Origin of the sequence: Metabacillus herbersteinensis (genome assembly GCF_042433335.1) — a bacterium.
Taxonomy (GTDB): domain Bacteria; phylum Bacillota; class Bacilli; order Bacillales; family Bacillaceae; genus Metabacillus; species Metabacillus herbersteinensis.
Map to the genome: position 1 here is coordinate 40,716 of NZ_JBHLVO010000015.1, position 19,519 is coordinate 60,234.

Here is a 19,519-nt window from a genome sequence, read left to right on the forward strand (position 1 = left end):
CGAGGGAAAGAAAGATGAAGATGAAAGCTGCAGTTATGACAGGTGTTGGAAAACCACTTGAAATATTGGCGGTGGATCTTGCTGAACCAAAGGCAAATGAAGTACTTGTAAAAATAGCAGCAACAGGTGTTTGCCACAGTGATCTAAACGCAATAAATGATGAAACAACACCAACGCCAACCATTCTAGGTCATGAAGGTGCAGGGATTGTGGCTGCTGTCGGACCCAATGTAGCAAAGGTGAAAGTTGGGGATAAAGTGGCGTTAAGCTGGGTTCCTTATTGTGGAACATGTGAATTTTGTGTCACTGGTGCAGTTCATTTATGTGAGTCTGCTTTTGGTCCAATGTTTGCTGGAACCCTATTAGATGGAACTTCACGTTTGAGTAAAGACGGGGAGAAGGTTTATCACAATTCCTTGCTATCCACATTTGCAGAGTATGCAGTCGTTCCAGAAATGTCGTGCGTTAAACTTCCAGATGCAATGCCACTTGCACAAGCTTCTCTTATTGGATGCGGTGTGGCAACAGGATACGGTGCAGCAGTAAACGCAGCAAAAGTTACCCCAGGTTCAACCGTAGCCGTGTTTGGTATTGGTGGAGTGGGAGTTAATGCCATTCAGGGAGCGCGAATTGCAGGAGCATCAAAAATTATAGCATGTGACGTAAAGCCTGCAAACCTTGAGATAGCCAGAAAATTTGGTGCTACTCATACGATTAATGTTGCAAAAGAAAATGTTGATGAAGCGTTAAAAGGGCTAACAGGTGGATTCGGCGTTCATTTTGCAATCGATTGTTCTGGTCATACAGGTGCAACTGAAAGTGCCTGGAAAGCGACACGAAAAGGAGGAACTGTTGTTGCAGTGGGTGCCTTTAATCCAACGATGAACTTAAGTATCCCAGCAGGTGGATTTCATCGCGTCGGGAAGGTACTGAAAGGAAGTTTCTATGGAGATACTCAACCCTTCCGTGACTTTCCAGCAATTTCACAGCTTTATCTCGACGGGAAATTTTTGCTGGATGAACTTGTTCTTGATCGAATTAGCCTAGATGACATTAATCAAGCCTTTGATTCTTTTAATGACTGTAATTGCATTAATGTTGGGCGTTCAGTTATTGAATTTTCCGCCGAACCCGCACAAAAGGCATTACCAGAAAACGATGCCTTGGACATTGTATCTTAGGATGAAAAACAATATCACAAGTTTTAGAAGTAGGATATAGATGGACTATAGGAGGAATCATTTTGAGTCATTCTTTTGAATTTATACCACAAACTCGTATCGCCTTTGGAATTGATCGTTCCTTAATGATTGGGAGCGATGTAAAGGATATAAGTGGGGAAAACAAGGTTGTGTTGGTCACAGATCCTGGCGTAATAAACGTAGGGCTAGCAGAAATTGTGATAAAAGCGTTAGAAAAAGAAGGTATAGATACTAGGGTGTTTAGTAATGTACAAAGTGACCCAACAGCTGCTTCTATCGATGAAGCAGCTGAAATAATACGCTCATTTGATGCCAAATGTGTAATTGGGTTGGGTGGAGGATCATCAATGGATGTTGCGAAAATGGCTGCACTTGTAGCAGGAGATCGTCATCCAGCAATGCATTATGCACTCATGAAAAACCCTTTTGCTCCAAAAATAGTTAAAACGATTATGCTTCCAACAACCTCAGGAACAGGTGCAGAAGTGACCAGTACGGTCGTATTTTCAACTGATGAGAAAAGAAAAGTATGGGGTTGGGCAGCCGATATGTTACCTGATCTTGCGATTCTAGAACCGAGATTTACGACCGCTCTTCCCAATTTTTTAACAGCGGCGACAACACTAGATGCGTTGGTTCACGCAATTGAGGCGTATGCTGGAAAAAGATCAAATTTGCTTATAGAAACGTTAAGTTTACAGGCAATTCGTTTAATTGCTCAAAATTTAGAAATAGCTTTGAGAACACCAGATGACTTAGAGGCACGTGGAAAGCTTGCTTTTGCAGCAACACTTGCAGGAATGGCGATTGAACATGGGGGAACTGGGATTGCCCATTGTATTGGTCACGCCCTCGGAACCCTCGGTCGAATCCACCATGGTCGTGCAGTCTCAATTGCTTTGAAAGCAACTTATCATTGGAATGTAGAAGCGGCAATAGAAATTCATGCAGAAATAGCTCGCGCCCTTGGTGTGAAGGAAGAAGGATTAACCGAAACTGAATTGGCTTTAGCAGGCTGTAATGAATTTAATCGATTGGTTGAAATCAGTGGGTTGACCGTTTCACTAAAAGAGGATCACTTATCAGAAACAGAAATTGAACGCTTCGTTGAAATTATGTTGTCAGAAGAAAATGCACCAATGCGTTTGAATAACTGTCGCCTCGCCACAAAAGAAGAGTTAGGAATGTTTGCGAAAGAAATCTTGACTACTTCAGAAGTAGGCGTGACGAAATAATTAGAGGGTAGTTGCCCAAAAATGAGGGCAACAGATTCAATATACGTTTCCAAATCTTGATTACAGTGAAAGCGCTTTCTATAAACAAAGGGGGAAGAAAGATGAAAGCAATAAAACATTTTGTGTTCTGGCCACCATTTTTACTCGTATTTGCAGCTGCAGTATTAAGTTTTACAAACAAAGATGCATTTACTGGGATGGCTAATGGTGCAAACAACTGGTTAATTGCAAATTTCGGTTGGATTTTTAGTTTAGCTGGTTTACTAATGGTTGTCGTTTGTATTGGCGTCTATTTCTCTAAACTTGGAAAGGTGAGAATCGGTGGAGAGAGTGCTAAGCCAATGTTGTCGTTTCGAAATTGGTTTGCCATTACCTTAACAACGACAATTGCAGCAGGAATTACATTTTGGGGTATAGCTGAACCAATTTACCATTTAACAACGCCTCCGGAATCATTAGGACTGGAGCCGAATAGCCCGCAAGCAGCTATATTTTCGATGTCAACAATGTACTTGCACTGGACAATTACTCCCTATGCAATTTATTGCATTCCTGCACTTATGTTTGCATTTGCTTACTATAATATGAAAAGACCTTTTAGTTTAGGATCGACATTAGCCCCTTTGTTTGGTAACAAGGTAGATGGAAAGTTAGGGAAAACAATCGATGCTGTGTGTTTGTATACACTTGCACTTGGTATGGCTTCAGCAATGGGAACAAGCATTTTAAATATTTCAGGTGGAGTAAATTACCTAACCGGGATGGAGAGTTCACCTTTACTTTGGGGTATTATTGCTGCAGTTGTTATGATTACATTTATCATTTCTGCTTCGACTGGCCTAATGAAAGGAATTCGTATTCTTTCGGATATTAACTTTAAATTATTTCTTTTCATTATCGTGTTTATGTTTGTAGTTGGTCCAACTGCATTTTTGTTAAACTTAGGAACGGAGTCTTTTGGTAATTATTTGACTAATTTTTTTGATAAAAGCTTATTTACTGGTGCAGCAGGAGGGGACCAATGGCCACAATGGTGGACCACATTTTATTGGGCTAACTGGTTCTCATGGGCAGCGATTACAGCATTGTTCTTAGGAAGAATTGCATATGGTCAAACAGTAAGAGCAGTGATACTTGTTAACTTTGTTTTGCCAGCTGTGTTTAGTGGGATTTGGATGACAATATTCAGTGGTACATCTATTTATCTACAATTAAAAGATGGAAACCTAGGAGATATTTTGACGAATAGTGGACCAGAAGCCTTACTATATTCAGTTTTAGCTACAATACCGTTAGCAGAATTTATTATTCCAGTTTATCTGTTCATCGTTTTTATATCATTTGTCACAGCTGCAGACTCAACACTTGCAGCTATGGGAGGAATTAGTTCAACTGGGATTACTCCACAAAGCCCTGAGCCAGCGGTTTTAATTAAAGTGATTTGGGGCGTGACAATCAGCGTTGTTGCATGGGTTATGATTAGTTATGCTCAAATTGATGGAATCAAAATGCTTTCTAATCTAGGTGGAGTACCAGCAGTAATACTCGGACTCTTTATCGTAGTCGCTCTCATAAAAGTAGCGAAATCACCCGAGAAGTATGATAAAACTTTAGAGGAAACAATAGATGAGGAAAATCAACAAAAGGCAGGATGAAGATAAAAGTAGATTAAGAGGCTGTGATCCATTTGGATCACAGCCTCTTAATCATGGTAATAACAAATGGTCATAGATGTCATTTTTTTCTGAGAAAAATTTCCATTACATGTTAAAATATAGAGAGGTTTATTATAGAATTAATTATCGTTTGAAATAATAAGAAGAATGATTGCACCAAGCAGTCTCAAAACATGAGGTGTAACTATGCTAAAACAAGGTATTTATGAGGAAATCATAAATCAAAAACTAAAGACTGAAATTAATAGCTTAGATCTTGATAGATACGAATTCGGTAAAGAAAAGTTAGATGTTGAAGAAGCTAGAAAAATATTATCTACTTATATTTCCCACATAACTAGAAAGGCATTAAAGTTTCTAAGAGAGAATGAAAAAGATGATAATGAAGCGTTAGTAGAGCAAATAAAGATCTGTAACGAAATTATTTCTTTATTAAGCGCAAAACTTGATTATGAAGATTTTAAGAGTTTACATATTGGAGAAGAAGGAGAAATTCTCACTTCTGTATATTCACGAATTAATTCAGTGAAGAGTATAAGAAAAGGTGAAATTATTAGGCCTGTTACACCTATTTCACAAAGCTCGTTATTTACTGGTTCAAACTATGAACCGAACATGTTAGGTGAATTAAAGAAGGAAATTTTAACTTCGGATTCTATTGACATGCTTGTTTCCTTTATTAAATGGAGTGGTCTAAGATGTATCATTGAAGAACTACAAACCTTTACAGAAAAAGGTGGGGGTTTACGTGTAATTACCACATCTTACATGGAAGCAACCGATTATAAAGCAATTGTAGAGTTAAGTAAGTTGTCCAATACTGAAATAAAAGTCTCTTATGATGTAGAAAGAACAAGACTTCATGCTAAAGCATATCTTTTTAAACGTGAGACTGGATTTAGTACGGCATATATTGGATCATCTAACCTTTCAAATCCAGCCCTGACATCAGGTCTTGAATGGAACATTAAAGTTACAGAAAAAGATTCCTTCGACATTCTTAAGAAATTTGAAGCAACATTTGAGAGCTATTGGAATGATAGAGAGTTTAAGTGTTTTAATAATAAAAATCAACAAGATCAAGAATTTCTTAGACTAGCATTGTCTAAAAATAAACAAAAAGAAGAAAATAATTTTCACTTTACTTTTGATATCAGACCCTTTCACTACCAAAAAGAAATTCTAGAGAAGCTTCAAGTGGAGAGAGAAGTGTTCAATAGAAATAAAAATTTGGTAGTCGCTGCAACTGGGGTAGGGAAGACGGTTATATCTGCTTTTGATTATAAACAATTTAAAGCTAAAAATATAAACCAAGCTAGAATGCTTTTTGTTGCTCATAGGGAAGAGATATTGAAGCAAAGTAGAGATACATTCCGTGCGATATTAAAAGACGCAAACTTTGGTGACCTACTTGTTGGTAATCATCTTCCATCCTCTATAGAGTATTTATTTGTTAGTATTCAAAGCTTTAACAGCAATAAGATGTATGAAACCACAATGAGTGATTATTACGATTTCATTATTGTAGATGAATTTCATCATGCTGCGGCAGAATCTTATCAAAAGCTTCTTCTACACTACCAACCTAAAGTATTACTTGGTTTAACAGCAACGCCTGAACGTATGGATGGAAAAGATATATTATCTTACTTCGATGATACGATTGCAGCTGAAATTAGGCTAACCGAAGCTGTTAATCAAAAGCTTCTTTCACCATTTCAGTATTTTTGCGTAAGTGATTCGGTAGATCTTTCTAAACTGAAGTGGAGTCGCAAAGGGTACAATATTAAAGAATTAGAAAATGTATATACTTCAAATCATCTGAGAAGTAATCAAATCATTAAAAGCATTAATAAGTATGTAACTTCTATAAACGATGTAAAGGGTCTCGGGTTTTGTGTTTCTGTAGAGCATGCTAAATATATGGCCAATTATTTTAACAACAGTGGTATACCCTCGATTTCCCTATACGGAAATGTTAGTAATACTGTAAGAAACGAAGCAAAATATAAACTAGTGAGTGGAGAAATCAAATTCATTTTTGTTGTAGATTTATACAATGAAGGAATTGACATTCCAGAAGTTAATACGGTCATATTTTTGAGACCGACTGAGAGTTTAACTATTTTCCTCCAACAGCTTGGTAGAGGGCTACGTCTTTCAGAGGGAAAAGACTGTTTAACAGTTTTAGATTTTGTGGGACAAGCTCACCATAATTATAATTTTGAAGAGAAGTTCAGGGCTATTTTAGGAAAAACTAAATACTCAATTGAGCATTATGTAGAGAACGGATTCTTTAACTTGCCCAAAGGATGCTTTATCCAATTAGAGAAACAGGCAAAAGAATATATTCTTAGAAATATTAAATCAAGTGCAAATACGAAAGGCAATTTAATCTCAAAGATGAAGTACTTCCACCATGATACTGGCTTTGAATTAACATTGATTAATTTTTTAAGGTATTATCATTTGACCCTTTATGACTTTTATGGGAAAAGTAAAGATCGAAGCTTTGCGCGATTTATGGTTTTTGCTGAAGCGAAGGATAATTTTAGTTGCATAAATGAAAAATACATCACAAGTCGTTTGCCAAATCTCTTTCATATAAATTCAAGAAAACTTCTAGAGTTTTTTATGCAGTATATAAAAGAGTGTACAGTTAGAACAGAAGAAGAAAAGCTTATGTTAGCGATGTTATATTATTCTTTTTATCAAAATCACCCAGAAAAAGAGGGATTTGCTTCAATGGAAGAAGGTTTAAACCAGATTATCTTCGTTGAAGAGTTTAAGCAAGAAATACTAGAAATCCTTAACTTCCAATATAACTCTTTAGAGACGATGGAAATTGACAATGAATTCAATTTTCCTTGTCCGTTACAGGTTCATAGTAGGTATTCAACAGCACAAGTGCTGGCTGCCCTTGGGTACTTTAATGCATCAGAGAGTCCATCTTTTAGAGAAGGGGTAAAACACTTTAAAGATAAAAAGTTAGATATCTTCTTCACTACTTTAAATAAATCTGAAAAAGATTTTTCACCTTCCACACTTTACGATGATTATGCTATCAATGAAACTCTTTTCCACTGGCAAACTCAGTCAAGAGTTGCAGAAGGAAGTGATATAGCTAATCGTTACATGACACATAAGAAAAAAGGACATAAACTTGCTCTCTTCGTTAGAGAGTATAAGAGAGAACAGGGCTTAACGTCGTCATTCATATTTTTAGGATTAGTTGACTATATTAAACACTCAGGAAGCAAACCAGTAAGCTTCGTATGGAGTCTACATGAAGAGATCCCGCCTTACTTAGTTCCTAGGGCAAATAAAAATATACTTTAGTGAAAAATATAGTCTTCTTTTATATGAGAAGACTATTTTCATTTATTAACTGTTCTACAGCTGGAATATCAGCAGGAGCCCACTTTAAAGAATCTAGATTTTCTATGTTTAGCCAGATAAGTTTTGAATGCTCGCTAGCGACCGGAGTACCCGCAGTTATACCACACTTAATACATATTAGGTTAACAATAAAAGAATCATACTCATGGGTATTATCATGGTATAAATTCTTTGTTTCAATTTTAATATCTAGTTCTTCATGTATTTCTCTTTCTAAAGCTGAATAAATGTCTTCATTTTTCTCGACTTTACCACCTGGAAACTCCCACATATTTGGTAGTGTCATACTAAGAGATCTAAGCGCACATAAGATTTCATTTTGTTCATTCTCAATAATGGCTGCGACTACTTTAATTGTTTTCTTCAAAGTTTACCTCCTTCGATTTATTTCAATATTAATTAATAGTACCATTTTGCATTATAATAGTATCAACCTTCACTTATAAAAGTGTTTTATTTCTTTCTTTGTACTATAATAAAATAACAGCACTAAAATATTATGATCTTGTTCAACAAAGGAGAGACGATATGTCTAACATAGAAAACAACGACCAAAACACAGAACAACCTGAAAAAAAGAAGGTTAGTTTGCAGGAGCTTATGAAGCAGCAGCTAGAAAAAAAGAAGCAAGCACAAGCTAGTGGGCAACAAAACAATAAGGGCTTAGGTTCTAACCAACGTATGAAAAGTCAACAAGCGAAAAAAGCTAGCACAACAAGACGAAAAATGGGTGGTTAATTACACCGAAGATACCGCGCGGGTTCTCCTGAATCTGTAGCGGTTTTTTTTATTTAATAATCAATAGAAGGAATTTTCTGACTTTTGTTGAAATACTATATTAAGTTACATAGAGTTTATTTTTATTAAAGAATTACACACGTTCTAGTGGGAGGAATGTAAATGAACTTAACACTTGGTTTGTTGTTTGAGCAAACAGTCAATAAGTACCCTAACAAAGAAGCACTTGTAGATCGCTCAAGAGGGATTCGTTGGACTTATGAACAGTGGGATAAGGAAGTTAATAAATTAGCAAATGCTTTAATAGGTTCAGGTGTACGAAAAGGAGATCGCGTCTCAACCTTTCTTTTTAATTCATATGAATTAGGAACCGTTTATTTTGCCGCTGCAAAGATTGGAGCGATTATTAATCCGATTAATTTTCGTTTAAGAGCGGATGAAGTGTCTTATATTTTAAATGATGCAAAACCGAAAATTGTTTTATTTGAACAAGCATTAGAGCCTCAAATAACCAAAGTACATGAGCAATTTCCTTCTATTTCTTTCTGGTACATCGATGTATCTACACCTTCTTATGCTGCATATTATCATGATCGAGTGAAGGCAGCAGAATCTACACCTCCAACTATTGAAGTCTCAGAAAATGATATCTACGCAATTATGTATACAAGTGGAACGACAGGGCGACCAAAAGGGGTTATGCATCGTCACAGTAATATGGTTGAACAAAGCTTAATTTGCAAGAGTGCGTTGAGTGTTACACCTGATGATATAGGTCTTGTTACTGCTCCAATGTTCCATTGTGCTGAGCTCCATTGTTGCTTTTTACCACGCGTTCATGCAGGTGCAACAAATATAATTATCCATCACTTTGATCCGAAAGTGGTATTAAATACGGTGAAGGAAGAAAAGGTCTCGTTATTGTTTGCAGCACCAACGATGTGGAATATGATTCTACAAGAAGATATACAACTCTATGATTTATCATCTTTACGATTAGGACTATATGGTGCTGCTCCGATGGCACCTGCTTTAGTAAATGCTTGCAAGGAACAATTGGGAATTGACCTCGTCCAAGCGTATGGCATGACGGAAATGGGTCCTGCGATTACGTTTTTAGGCAAAGATGAACAGCTTTCAAAAGCAGGATCAGCTGGTAAAGCTTGTTTTAATCATGAAATCAGAGTTGTTAGACCAAATGAGAGTGGACCGTCTGAGCCAGAGGATCTTTTGCCAGCTGGTGAAGTCGGTGAAATTATCGTCAAAGGTCCATGTATGATGGTGGGTTATTATAACAGGGAAAAGGCAAGTGAGGAAGCGATGTATAAAGGGTGGTATCACTCGGGTGATCTTGGCTATTTAGATGAAGATGGTTATTTATTTGTTGCAGATCGGGTCGATGATATGGTTATTAGTGGTGGGGAAAATGTCTATCCACGGGAAGTAGAGGACGTGTTATATGAACATGAAGGAATCCTAGATGTAGCGGTCCTAGGCGAGCCTGATGAATTTTGGGGTGAAAAAGTCATCGCAATCGTTGTAAGAAAGAATCAAAATCTAACCGCAGATGAACTAGAATACTTCTGTAAAAATTCTGAAAGGCTCGCTCCCTATAAACGTCCGAGAAGGTATGTATTTGTAGAGGAATTACCGCGAAATGCGAGTGGGAAAATTCAAAAGTTTTTATTACGTGAAGGATTAGCTAGTGAGACTATTAATTAATTTAGAGTAAATAGGGGTAGCTTCAAGAAAATGCGGATTTACTACTCTAAGGAAATGGAAAGATATAAAGCCTAATTTATTCGCGTTTAAGGCGAGGAATTAGGCTTTTGATGTTCAATAAGCGCGCCATATAACCGAATAGGATCACAATTATCGTTAATAGGATGAAGTTTTAATTTATATTTCTTTTCTATGTGCTCAAAAGATGTTTTGGAATTACGATTCTTTGAATTTCATTTGTACCTTCATAAATTTATGTGACCTTTGCATCACGGAATAACCTTTCAACAGGGATTTCTACTTTTAAACTGTATGCTATTCATCAGCAAGATTTAAATCCCATCTTTCTTCGATCAATGTGGTTTCAATCCATTCGTCATTGGGTTTCTCTTCAGTTAGTGTGAAATTGTATTTTTGATAAAGATAGCGAGCAGCCTCTAGTATGCTCACTGTCCACAAGAAAACATGCTGGTAGCGTTGTTCTCTACAGAAACTGAGGGCAGTTTCCATGAGTTTTTTCCCGATTCCCATTCCATGATAGCTTCCATCTAATACAAACCACCTTAACTGAGCTACTTTATCATTGGACCCAGTTATCGCAATTGAACCAACGATTTCACCATTCACTTCAGCAACCCAAAGATCTCCTCCATCGCTATTGATCATAAATTCTGTCAAGCCCTTCATTACGTAATATTCAAACATTTGGCCAAAACCATATGTTTTTTCGTAAAACCTACCATGAAGATGAGCAACGTAACCAACATCTCCGGGTTGAAAAGAACGAATGGATACTTCTGACTGGAAAGAATTTTCTTTTGAAAAGATGGATTCGATTGTTTCCATGGATGTTATAAGCCTGGACAGATCACGTTTCGATAAGGATTGAATCATTTTACCTACTTCACGATTTGCATTTTCAACCAAATTATTAAAAATTTCTTTACCATAATCCGTTAGATAGAGTAAATACTGACGTTTATCGTCAGAAGATTGATGTTTAAAAATGATTTTTTCTTCCTCGAATTTTTGGACAATTCGGCTCATATACCCACGGTCAATTCCGAGAGTTTCTCTAACTTCCGTCGCTGTACAACCATTTCTTAAATTGATTTCAGTTATTACGCGTGCTTCCGTAAAAGGAAAAGGTTGATTGTAGATTTCTTGATCGATTTTACCTAGAACATTTGAATAATACCTGTTGAATTTCCTGATGTTTTCTACATTTTGAATTGACTCCATACCGGTGATCCTCCTTAAAATTCATAATATTCATATTATAAGGAAAATAGTTGACTGAATCAACTTCTTTAATGAGGATCGGTTATCTTAAAGAATTGCTTGATTGGAAAATAGATTGGGTTTTGAATCAATTTAAGCGTTATTTCGTAAATCACCCATCATTATGCTATAGTTAAAAAGCCTTTGTATAGACAAAATACAGAGATATTTTTAAGAAAAGAGACGTGATGGCATTGCCTGACTTTTTACAACTTGGAATACGAAAAGAAATTTATCATACTTTAAAATCATTGGGATTAGTTACACCCACTCCTATACAAGAAAAAACGATTCCTTCGATACTTGAAGGAAAAGATGTAATTGCGCAAGCACAGACAGGGACAGGGAAGACTTTTGCTTTTGTGCTTCCAATTCTTGAGAAAATTGATAGTAGTAAACCAGATGTTCAAGCTTTAATTTTAACTCCGACTCGTGAACTGGCTCAACAAATTACAAAAGAAATTAAAAAATTGATCGAGAATCTAGAAGATCTAAATGTTTTAGCAGTTTATGGTGGTCAGGATGTAACACATCAGTTAAAAAAGCTAAAAGGTGCTCAGCATATCGTTGTAGCGACTCCAGGTCGTTTAATAGATCACATTCGACGAGATACAATCGACCTTTCAACTGTTACCATGTTTGTACTTGATGAAGCCGATCAAATGCTACATATGGGCTTTCTTCCAGAGGTAGAAACGATTATTTATGAAACAAGTTCTTCACGTCAAACGATGCTGTTTTCTGCGACAATGCCTAGCGAAATCATTTCTCTAGCAAAAAAATATATGAATGTTCCAGAAAATATTTCAATAAAAACAAAAAAAGTAACACTGGAAGAAATCAAACAAATTGCAATTGAAACAACTGATCGTCGAAAACAAGAGACACTTTTGCATTTGCTTAAAGAACATCGCCCTTACTTGGCAATCATTTTCTGCCGCACCAAAATTCGTGCCAAAAAGCTTCAAGAAGCCCTCATTACAAGTGGCTATGATTCGGACGAGCTACACGGTGATTTGTCACAAGCAAAACGTGAGCGAGCGATGAAACGTTTTCGAGAAGCAAAAAGCCAATTTTTAGTTGCAACAGATGTGGCAGCCAGAGGACTAGATGTAGAAGGTGTAACCCATGTGTTTAACTATGACATTCCTGAAGATGTTGAAAGCTATCTGCACCGAATTGGAAGAACAGGTCGTGCTGGTGGTGAAGGTGTCGCTTACACATTGGTCGCACCAAGAGACATCGAACACCTAAAGATGATTGAAAAAGGGATTAATCAAACGTTAGAGAAGCAAGTAATTAAAGGGGTAAGTGTTCCAGACAAAGAAGATTATGAAGAAGAACGAAAACAACAGATTAAGAAATCACGTCGAGGTTTCGATTCTCCTAGGGGAAGAGCAAATGACGGTAAAGAAAAGAAAACGCCTAACTCTCAAGGTAGAAGAACTAGATAAAGCTAAATGCAATATTGATGAAGAGAGAAGGTACCCATGCACCTTCTCTCATCTTATTTTAATAAAAAAAAGTATAGAATTTAAGAATAAGTACGCGTTTCTGAATCCAGCTCCAGCGCCTAGCCCCTCGAGGTCATAAGTCAATTCTAAATTGAAGGCAAAGAACGCCTTCTATTTAGAATCGCCTTATGCTTGTCGGGGCTGAACAAGGCGCTTGCGCTTTTTTTATCCCATATCTTTCTTCGTTATTTCACTTCTAATATTAATTTCCTTTGATATCTCTGCATCTTGTTTTTTGTTATTTGGGTATTTGTTTTTGCGTTCGCGGTTATCGTTTTTGTTTGTCATTTTCAGTCCTCCCTTCTTTCTCATCAAAATTAGTATGCTCAAGTCTGCATTTTAAATGAAAACTCTTTCACTTTCCTGTTTCTGCCCTTTTAATTCGTATGTATTTATTGTAGAATAGTTAATGTTATAGTAGATATTATGATCTGGTCATAACTTTTATAGGGGTAAGGGTGATTAAATGAAATGTGTTGGAATCATCGGTGTTGGGGCTTATGTTCCAGAAAAGATTGTGACTAACGTTGATTTTGAAAAACAATTAGATACTTCTGACGAATGGATTCGGACAAGAACTGGGATTGAAGAACGCAGGTTTGCTGACGATAACATGGACACGTCTGATATGGCAATTATTGCTGCGAAACATGCTTTGCTAAATGCGTCTCTAAATGCCTCCGATATAGATATGATCGTCGTTGCAACCGCAACCCCGGACTATGCTTTTCCATCGGTTGCATGCATTGTGCAAGAAGCTCTAGAAGTAAACCAGATACCAGCGATGGATGTAAGTGCCGCATGCTCGGGTTTTATCTTTGCTTTGGTTACGGCTAAACAATTTATTGAAAATAAAACATACAAAAATGTTCTTGTAATCGGATCTGAAAAGTTTTCGAAAATAACCGATTTATCAGATCGAAATACAGGTGTACTGTTCGGAGATGGAGCAGGGGCTGTGATACTCGGTGAGGTTTCTCAGAATAGAGGTTTTTTGTCCTCTGAATTAGGCTCTGACGGTACTGGGGGAAAACAATTATACGTAGATAAAAAAACAAATAAAGTGGCCATGAACGGCCGAGAAGTGTTTAAATTTGCAGTGCGCCAAATGTCTGAATCTAGTTTAAATGTAATCGAAAAAGCTGGTCTGGGGAAAGAAGATGTCGATTTTCTTATTCCACATCAAGCAAACATTCGCATTATCGATTCTGCTAGAGAAAAGCTTGGACTTGAAAAAGAAAACGTTTCTACTACCATAAAAAAACACGGAAACACATCTGCAGCTTCCATTCCGCTAGCTCTCTTTAATGAACTCCAAAATGGATTAATTAAAGACGACGATGTTATTGTCATGGTTGGATTTGGTGGTGGGTTAACTTGGGGATCTGTTTGTATGCGATGGGGGAAATAGTTAGAAAAGTGCAAGGCTTATGACCTTAGGTCCGAGGGCACTATACAACAACAACTTGTTAACCTCATTATCTAAGTGTTTCTATAAATAATTTCTGATAGTCAAAAAAAGTAGGATGGGGGAAGACAATATGAAAAAAAGAGTTGTTATTACAGGGGTTGGGGCAGTTACTCCAGTAGGAAACGATGCTTTTACAACCTGGGAAAATATTAAGAATGGCGTATCAGGCATTGCCCCATTGAGTAGAATTGACCCTGAGAAATTTAATGTAAAAGTAGCTGGAGAAGTTAAAGATTTCTCTCCAGAGGAATTTATGGATGGTAAGGAAGCAAGAAGGATGGCTCGTTTTGCACAGTTGGCGATTGCTACCAGTAAGATGGCGATCAAGGATGCTGGAGTTAAGGTTGGTGAAGATGTTGAGGCTGAACGTCTTGGTGTCTGGATTGGATCGGGCATTGGTGGATTGGATGCTTTTGAAGAACAACATAAACGATTTTTAGAAAAAGGACCTAAACGAGTTAGTCCTTTTATTATTCCGATGCTCATTCCAGATATGGCTTCAGGTCGTGTTTCAATAGAACTTGGCGCGAAGGCGATGAATAATTGCTCTGTGACAGCATGTGCTTCAGGAGCCAATTCAATTGGTGATGCATACCGAGTCATTCAAAATGGAATAGCAGATATGATGATTGCTGGTGGAGCTGAGGCTGCGATTACTGAAATGACAGTTGCAGGTTTTTCAAATATGACAGCACTATCTACGAATCCTGATCCTAAAACAGCAAGTCGACCTTTTGATAAGAATCGAGACGGGTTTGTTATAGCAGAAGGTTCAGGGATAGTGATATTAGAAGAATTAGACCACGCTCTGGCCAGGGGTGCAAAGATCTATGGAGAACTCGTAGGATACGGAGCAACTGGTGACGCTTATCATATCACAACACCTGCTCCAAATGGAGAAGGCGGTCAACGGGCAATGAAACTAGCTTTAAATGATGCAGGAATTTCTCCTGAACAAGTAGACTACATTAATGCTCACGGCACAAGTACTTTTTACAATGATCTGTACGAAACACAGGCAATAAAAGAAGTCTTTGGGAAACATTCTTATCAATTATCTGTAAGTTCTACGAAATCAATGACAGGGCACTTACTAGGCGCAGCTGGAGCGATTGAAGCCATATTTTCTCTATTGGCAATAAAAGAAGGCATCATCCCACCTACGATTAATTATGACACACCTGATGAAGAACTTGATTTGGATTATGTTCCGAACCATGCAAAGAAGGCAAATGTCGAGGTTGCATTGTCTAACTCATTAGGCTTTGGAGGACATAATGTAACATTGATATTCAAAAAGATGTAAGGGATTAATTATGACTAAAGCATGTAAAATTGAAAGAAATTTTACATGCTTTTTAAAATTTATCACACTTATATTTCCTTCGTTCAAGTATTAATTTATCGCCCTATCTATTATTCCATAAAAACGCTAAAATTGTTTTAGTGAGTTGATAGAGTTGAAACATAACTAGGAGGATTAATGGAAACCTCTCTCCAAAGATGTGCAGATCTCAAAAACTCTGAATTAATCATTGATTAATCCGGTGTTCCAATAGTGGATACGATGGTTGCGCAAGAACTCTTTCAAGTAGTAAGAGCACTTCAGCTAATCGGAGTTCGATCAACCTTTACTGGGTTACGTCCAGATATTGCTCAGACCGTGGTAAGTTTAGGAATTGATTTTAAAGAGATTAGAATGTTAGGTAGTCTCAAGCAGGCGTTAATGGAAATTGGGTTTTGATGTAAAATAGGAACAATTCTAACACTACCTAATAAGGTAAAAGTTAAATACAACATTTATTTGTAAGAGAGTAGGAAAGAGCTTCATGGAATTATTTTTACAAAAGCATCAAATTGAGATGCTAAAATGGATCGAAAAGCTAGTGAACATTGATAGTGGATCTTATTTTAAGCAAGGTGTAGATAAAATAGGAACATTATTAACAGAGAGTTACGAAAATTTAGGATTTAATGTAAAGGTTATCGAACAAGAGGAATTTGGAAACCATCTTATTATTCAGCATAAGGATGCTATTGATCCGAAAATAATTATCTTGGCACATATGGACACTGTTTTTGCTGAGGGCACGTCAAAAGATCGACCGTTTCATATTGAAGGCAATCGTGCATATGGTCCTGGTGTTATTGATATGAAAGCAAGTCAAATATCATTATTGTATGCAATTAAAGCACTCATCCACGAAGGTTACTTAGGCTTTAAAAATATCCGTATTGTGATCAATAGTGATGAGGAAGTTGGTTCGCCAAGCTCACGTGCTGTTATTGAACGTGAAGCAATAGGGAAGAAATACGCTCTCGTTATGGAGCCTGCTAGAAAAGATGGCTCTCTTGTTTCTTCGAGAAGAGGAAAAGGGAATTATACATTGATTGTCGAAGGAAAGGCAGCTCATTCTGGGATCGAACCTGAAAAAGGAAGAAGTGCTATTGAAGAACTAGCACATAAAATCATTCAGTTATACGAATTATCAGATCATGAAAAAGGAATCAGTGTAAATGTTGGTATGATAGAAGGTGGTTCAAGTGCTAACACCGTTTCGGATCATGCTGAAGCTCAGGTTGATATTAGAATGATTGCGATTGATCAAGCGGAAAGACTGGAAGAAAAGTTAGAAGAAATTTGTTCTTCAACTGGTGTTTCAGGCACCACTGTTTCCCTGGAAGGTGAAATGAACCGTCCACCCATGGAAAAAAATAAAAAAACACGTGCATTGTTACGAATTATTCAAGATGTTGGTGATGAAATTGGTGTAGAAATTGAAGATACAGCAACTGGTGGCGGCTCAGATGCCTCATTTACTTCAACACTTGGAGTAGCTACAATAGATGGTCTTGGCCCAGTAGGTGGAAATGCTCATAGTGAAAAAGAATATTTAGAGATCTATACATTAGTTGAACGTTCTCTCCTTTTAGCAACGATTATTGAACGATTATCAACGAAACGTTAACCTTCGATTTTTCTCGTATGAACTTCTCTTGGCAATATGTTAGACGAACTTGGCACTTTCCCGCGATTAAAGTCAATATCCTCAGAAGAGAAGATCATAATATGAAGTTGTCCGCCAATTACAGTAGCACGGATCAATAATGGCATATTGTGATGATTTGAAAAAGTAAAATCAGGACCGTACCAGCTTACAGTAGCATCCCGGTTTGGAGGAACATATGGGACTCGTCTGCTATGTGAATAACGTTCAATAATTTTTACCCCAGCACGGTCTACGGCATTAAAGAGGGTGGAGGAAACTTGGCAAATTCCGCCTCCAACACCTTCACTTAATTCTCCTTTCAAAAAGTATGTAACATAGTGACTAATCATTTTTGAACGAATTGAATCGAGGAGCTCACTATCTACTTTTGCATAAAGGGTTTGAACCGGAATTTCTAATGTAGCTGATCCTTTATTGTAAAAATACGTATAAAAACTCTTAGTAAACTCTTTGTGATCAAGTCTATACCCCGTTCGTTCATTCACCAAATTTCCATACTTATCAAGAGTTGCATTAACTGGCCTTTTATATACTTTCTTTTCTATGGATTGCTTGTACTGTTCGTATTTTAACGGGTCAATCATCGAGTCTTCAAATGGTGGCAGGCTAAATTCAGAACGCTCTACAGTGTCAATGGTTTCTCCTTTATAGTTAAGGGTTAAGTACTCGTATAGATCACTTGTGTGAAAAACCATTAACATTATAGCTAAGATAATTTTCATGTGAAATCCCACCTCCCATTCACTCAATTAACAACATTTAATCTAAAGAAGATAAAAATGGTTCCAAGTCAATTTTCCAGGGAGAGAACGGAGACGTTCTCATGAGTGGAAAAGATACTTCGGTTGTAATTGGTCCAGCATCCTTGATAAAAATCTTCAACTCGACAAGTACACTTGTTTCTAATGAGGTAATGTTCATTGTATTAGATGAATTAATTTTCCAATGAAGAGCCTCTATTTTTATTAACTTTTCTTCTTCTAGCTTTGTCAGGTGAAGAGTGTTTTTTTTAACTAATCCATTGTCTCCATTTTTGATCGCAACCAATAATACTTCCGTCATTTTAGAAGGGGAGAGATTTTTCATATATTCTTCGAGCTGACCTGCAGCCTTTAGAATCATCACATGATGAGATAAATCAGCACGCCCCTTCGAATGTGTTGTACTTCCAGTAAAATGAATACAGAAATGACCAGGGAAGTTGTTTTCAAGTGCACCTGCACCATGTGGCATTCCATGCATGGATGCAGCAATTAATTTGTCTTTTGTTAGAATTAACACCGCTTTACGACGCCAACTCCAGTTTCCATCGTAAATGTCTTTCATAATTTTCGTGTCTTTTCCAGTAAGTGGCTGTACATCAGCATGCTTACTCCCAGCTCTCCTTTGAACGTTAAAACTCTTGCCACTTTCCACATCAATTACTGTAAACTTGGCACCCTTCGGAAGTAATTCTTTCACCGTGTTCCAATTTTGAGCTTCTACTTGGAAACTAAATGGTGTAAATGCTTCTCCTTTTGAAGATAACGCATAGGTTGTATGTTGTTTTCCAATGACACAGACTAATAACAAAAGAAACCAAGTGGTGAGAAAAGTAGCTTTTTTCACAGCTTTCGTCAACTCCGAATTTATTAATTGAATAGTCCTAGTGTGACCAACTTTTTTTGTGAGATAGCTTTTAAAATATGGAAGATAGGTTTCGATTGTCTAGGTTACACTATTGGTGGAGATTATTACTTATTAACAGCTGTATTAATGGAAGATCATATGAGATAATAGAAACGTTCATTTTCGTCGAAGTTAAAAATTAACCAATATAACCGAAGATAGAACGTAATTAAAAATAGGAAGTGAATGCTAATGATTAAAATTGAGATACCTAAACCAGATCTAGTACTTACTAGAAATGATCAATATGGACAAACCGGCGAGGAAGAGGGAAGTAAAGCGTATGCTTTTGCAGAATTCATGCAAATTCCTAGAGATAAAGGCGGTATTTTCATGTTTTATAACATTAATGATGAATTAATGTATGTTGGAAAGGCGAGAAAATTAAGACAAAGAATTAAGAAGCATTTCGATGATAACGTATCTGCAATCAAAAACCACCGTGATGAAGTTGATAAAATTGAGGTGTGTTACGTAGAAGATGCAGTGGATAGAGAAATTTATGAGACCTTTATTATTAATAATCTACAGGCGAAATACAATGTAGATAAAGTGTTTTTTAGATAATTTGTAAGTCTTAACTTTCAGCTCATGACCTCCAT

Annotated in this window: 17 protein-coding genes and 1 pseudogene; 12 read left to right on the plus strand and 6 right to left on the minus strand. The window is 36.9% G+C overall.

Annotated features, from left to right (window positions below; translation table 11 throughout):
• The first annotated feature begins 14 nt into the window (after window positions 1–14).
• The 4 genes from ACFFIX_RS16400 (at window position 15) to ACFFIX_RS16415 (ending at window position 7,452) form a co-directional block, all read left to right on the plus strand.
• A complete protein-coding gene (locus ACFFIX_RS16400) occupies window positions 15–1,181 on the plus strand; it encodes a Zn-dependent alcohol dehydrogenase (protein ID WP_378935864.1) in 1,167 nt (388 codons plus the stop codon).
• Between the two features lie 62 nt (window positions 1,182–1,243).
• Entirely contained in the window at window positions 1,244–2,437 is a 1,194-nt protein-coding gene (locus tag ACFFIX_RS16405) for an iron-containing alcohol dehydrogenase (protein WP_378935866.1), read from the plus strand.
• A 101-nt stretch (window positions 2,438–2,538) separates the two neighbouring features.
• On the plus strand, window positions 2,539–4,092 hold the full coding sequence (locus ACFFIX_RS16410) for a BCCT family transporter (RefSeq protein WP_378935868.1): 1,554 nt from the start codon (window positions 2,539–2,541) through the stop codon (window positions 4,090–4,092).
• Window positions 4,093–4,299: 207 nt separating this feature from the next.
• The gene (locus ACFFIX_RS16415) at window positions 4,300–7,452 is read left to right on the plus strand and encodes a DUF3427 domain-containing protein (RefSeq protein WP_378935869.1); all 3,153 of its coding nucleotides are present in this window, start codon (window positions 4,300–4,302) and stop codon (window positions 7,450–7,452) included.
• 19 nt (window positions 7,453–7,471) lie between these two features.
• Here ACFFIX_RS16415 and ACFFIX_RS16420 read toward each other — a convergent pair whose 3' ends face one another.
• Window positions 7,472–7,879 carry a (deoxy)nucleoside triphosphate pyrophosphohydrolase gene (locus tag ACFFIX_RS16420; protein WP_378935871.1) on the minus strand — a complete coding sequence of 136 codons (408 nt, stop codon included), beginning with the start codon at window positions 7,877–7,879 and terminating at the stop codon, window positions 7,472–7,474.
• Window positions 7,880–8,040: 161 nt separating this feature from the next.
• Here ACFFIX_RS16420 and ACFFIX_RS16425 point away from each other — a divergent pair, with 161 nt between their 5' ends.
• Both ACFFIX_RS16425 and ACFFIX_RS16430 read left to right on the plus strand, forming a co-directional pair.
• Complete coding sequence (locus ACFFIX_RS16425; protein ID WP_378935873.1) at window positions 8,041–8,250, plus strand: hypothetical protein; 210 nt, start codon at window positions 8,041–8,043, stop codon at window positions 8,248–8,250.
• 162 nt (window positions 8,251–8,412) lie between these two features.
• Window positions 8,413–9,972 (plus strand): fatty acid--CoA ligase, encoded by a 1,560-nt coding sequence (locus tag ACFFIX_RS16430; protein WP_378935875.1) that lies wholly within the window; start codon window positions 8,413–8,415, stop codon window positions 9,970–9,972.
• A gap of 190 nt (window positions 9,973–10,162) precedes the next feature.
• Here the strand turns inward: ACFFIX_RS16430 and ACFFIX_RS16435 are convergent.
• Window positions 10,163–10,267, minus strand: a pseudogene (locus ACFFIX_RS16435) (acyl-CoA dehydrogenase family protein); the annotation flags it as partial.
• A 20-nt stretch (window positions 10,268–10,287) separates the two neighbouring features.
• Entirely contained in the window at window positions 10,288–11,214 is a 927-nt protein-coding gene (locus ACFFIX_RS16440; protein WP_378935877.1) for a bifunctional helix-turn-helix transcriptional regulator/GNAT family N-acetyltransferase, read from the minus strand.
• A 233-nt stretch (window positions 11,215–11,447) separates the two neighbouring features.
• On the opposite strand from ACFFIX_RS16440, the gene ACFFIX_RS16445 reads away from it, so the two are divergent.
• Entirely contained in the window at window positions 11,448–12,707 is a 1,260-nt protein-coding gene (locus ACFFIX_RS16445) for a DEAD/DEAH box helicase (protein WP_378935970.1), read from the plus strand.
• 225 nt (window positions 12,708–12,932) lie between these two features.
• Here ACFFIX_RS16445 and ACFFIX_RS16450 read toward each other — a convergent pair whose 3' ends face one another.
• Window positions 12,933–13,055: a hypothetical protein gene (locus ACFFIX_RS16450; protein ID WP_378935879.1), complete on the minus strand. Its 123-nt coding sequence runs from the start codon at window positions 13,053–13,055 to the stop codon at window positions 12,933–12,935.
• Window positions 13,056–13,233: 178 nt separating this feature from the next.
• Here ACFFIX_RS16450 and ACFFIX_RS16455 point away from each other — a divergent pair, with 178 nt between their 5' ends.
• From ACFFIX_RS16455 to ACFFIX_RS16470, 4 genes are all read left to right on the plus strand, one after another.
• A complete protein-coding gene (locus tag ACFFIX_RS16455; RefSeq protein ID WP_378935881.1) occupies window positions 13,234–14,178 on the plus strand; it encodes a beta-ketoacyl-ACP synthase III in 945 nt (314 codons plus the stop codon).
• A gap of 130 nt (window positions 14,179–14,308) precedes the next feature.
• The gene (gene fabF, locus ACFFIX_RS16460; protein ID WP_378935883.1) at window positions 14,309–15,544 is read left to right on the plus strand and encodes a beta-ketoacyl-ACP synthase II; all 1,236 of its coding nucleotides are present in this window, start codon (window positions 14,309–14,311) and stop codon (window positions 15,542–15,544) included.
• A 249-nt stretch (window positions 15,545–15,793) separates the two neighbouring features.
• On the plus strand, window positions 15,794–15,982 hold the full coding sequence (locus ACFFIX_RS16465) for an STAS domain-containing protein (protein WP_378935972.1): 189 nt from the start codon (window positions 15,794–15,796) through the stop codon (window positions 15,980–15,982).
• Between the two features lie 85 nt (window positions 15,983–16,067).
• Window positions 16,068–17,207 (plus strand): M20 family metallopeptidase, encoded by a 1,140-nt coding sequence (locus ACFFIX_RS16470; protein WP_378935885.1) that lies wholly within the window; start codon window positions 16,068–16,070, stop codon window positions 17,205–17,207.
• Here ACFFIX_RS16470 and ACFFIX_RS16475 read toward each other — a convergent pair.
• On the minus strand, window positions 17,204–17,971 hold the full coding sequence (locus ACFFIX_RS16475) for a VanW family protein (protein ID WP_378935887.1): 768 nt from the start codon (window positions 17,969–17,971) through the stop codon (window positions 17,204–17,206). The two genes, ACFFIX_RS16470 and ACFFIX_RS16475, sit on opposite strands and share 4 nt — an antisense overlap.
• 37 nt (window positions 17,972–18,008) lie before the next feature.
• A complete protein-coding gene (locus ACFFIX_RS16480; RefSeq protein ID WP_378935889.1) occupies window positions 18,009–18,857 on the minus strand; it encodes a hypothetical protein in 849 nt (282 codons plus the stop codon).
• Window positions 18,858–19,109: 252 nt separating this feature from the next.
• Here ACFFIX_RS16480 and ACFFIX_RS16485 point away from each other — a divergent pair, with 252 nt between their 5' ends.
• Window positions 19,110–19,484, plus strand: coding sequence for a nucleotide excision repair endonuclease (locus tag ACFFIX_RS16485; RefSeq protein WP_378935891.1), 375 nt, complete (start codon window positions 19,110–19,112; stop codon window positions 19,482–19,484).
• The last annotated feature ends 35 nt before the right edge of the window (window positions 19,485–19,519 follow it).

Excerpts from the sequence above, each read along its gene's own strand:
- ACFFIX_RS16400 (WP_378935864.1), top strand. The coding sequence starts at position 15 with ATGAAGATGAAAGCTGCAGTTATGACAGGTGTTGGAAAACCACTTGAA.
- ACFFIX_RS16410 (WP_378935868.1), top strand. The coding sequence starts at position 2,539 with ATGAAAGCAATAAAACATTTTGTGTTCTGGCCACCATTTTTACTCGTA.
- ACFFIX_RS16415 (WP_378935869.1), top strand. The coding sequence starts at position 4,300 with ATGCTAAAACAAGGTATTTATGAGGAAATCATAAATCAAAAACTAAAG.
- ACFFIX_RS16425 (WP_378935873.1), top strand. The coding sequence starts at position 8,041 with ATGTCTAACATAGAAAACAACGACCAAAACACAGAACAACCTGAAAAA.
- ACFFIX_RS16430 (WP_378935875.1), top strand. The coding sequence starts at position 8,413 with ATGAACTTAACACTTGGTTTGTTGTTTGAGCAAACAGTCAATAAGTAC.
- ACFFIX_RS16440 (WP_378935877.1), bottom strand. The coding sequence starts at position 11,214 with ATGGAGTCAATTCAAAATGTAGAAAACATCAGGAAATTCAACAGGTAT.
- ACFFIX_RS16450 (WP_378935879.1), bottom strand. The coding sequence starts at position 13,055 with ATGACAAACAAAAACGATAACCGCGAACGCAAAAACAAATACCCAAAT.
- ACFFIX_RS16455 (WP_378935881.1), top strand. The coding sequence starts at position 13,234 with ATGAAATGTGTTGGAATCATCGGTGTTGGGGCTTATGTTCCAGAAAAG.
- fabF (WP_378935883.1), top strand. The coding sequence starts at position 14,309 with ATGAAAAAAAGAGTTGTTATTACAGGGGTTGGGGCAGTTACTCCAGTA.
- ACFFIX_RS16470 (WP_378935885.1), top strand. The coding sequence starts at position 16,068 with ATGGAATTATTTTTACAAAAGCATCAAATTGAGATGCTAAAATGGATC.
- ACFFIX_RS16475 (WP_378935887.1), bottom strand. The coding sequence starts at position 17,971 with ATGAAAATTATCTTAGCTATAATGTTAATGGTTTTTCACACAAGTGAT.
- ACFFIX_RS16485 (WP_378935891.1), top strand. The coding sequence starts at position 19,110 with ATGATTAAAATTGAGATACCTAAACCAGATCTAGTACTTACTAGAAAT.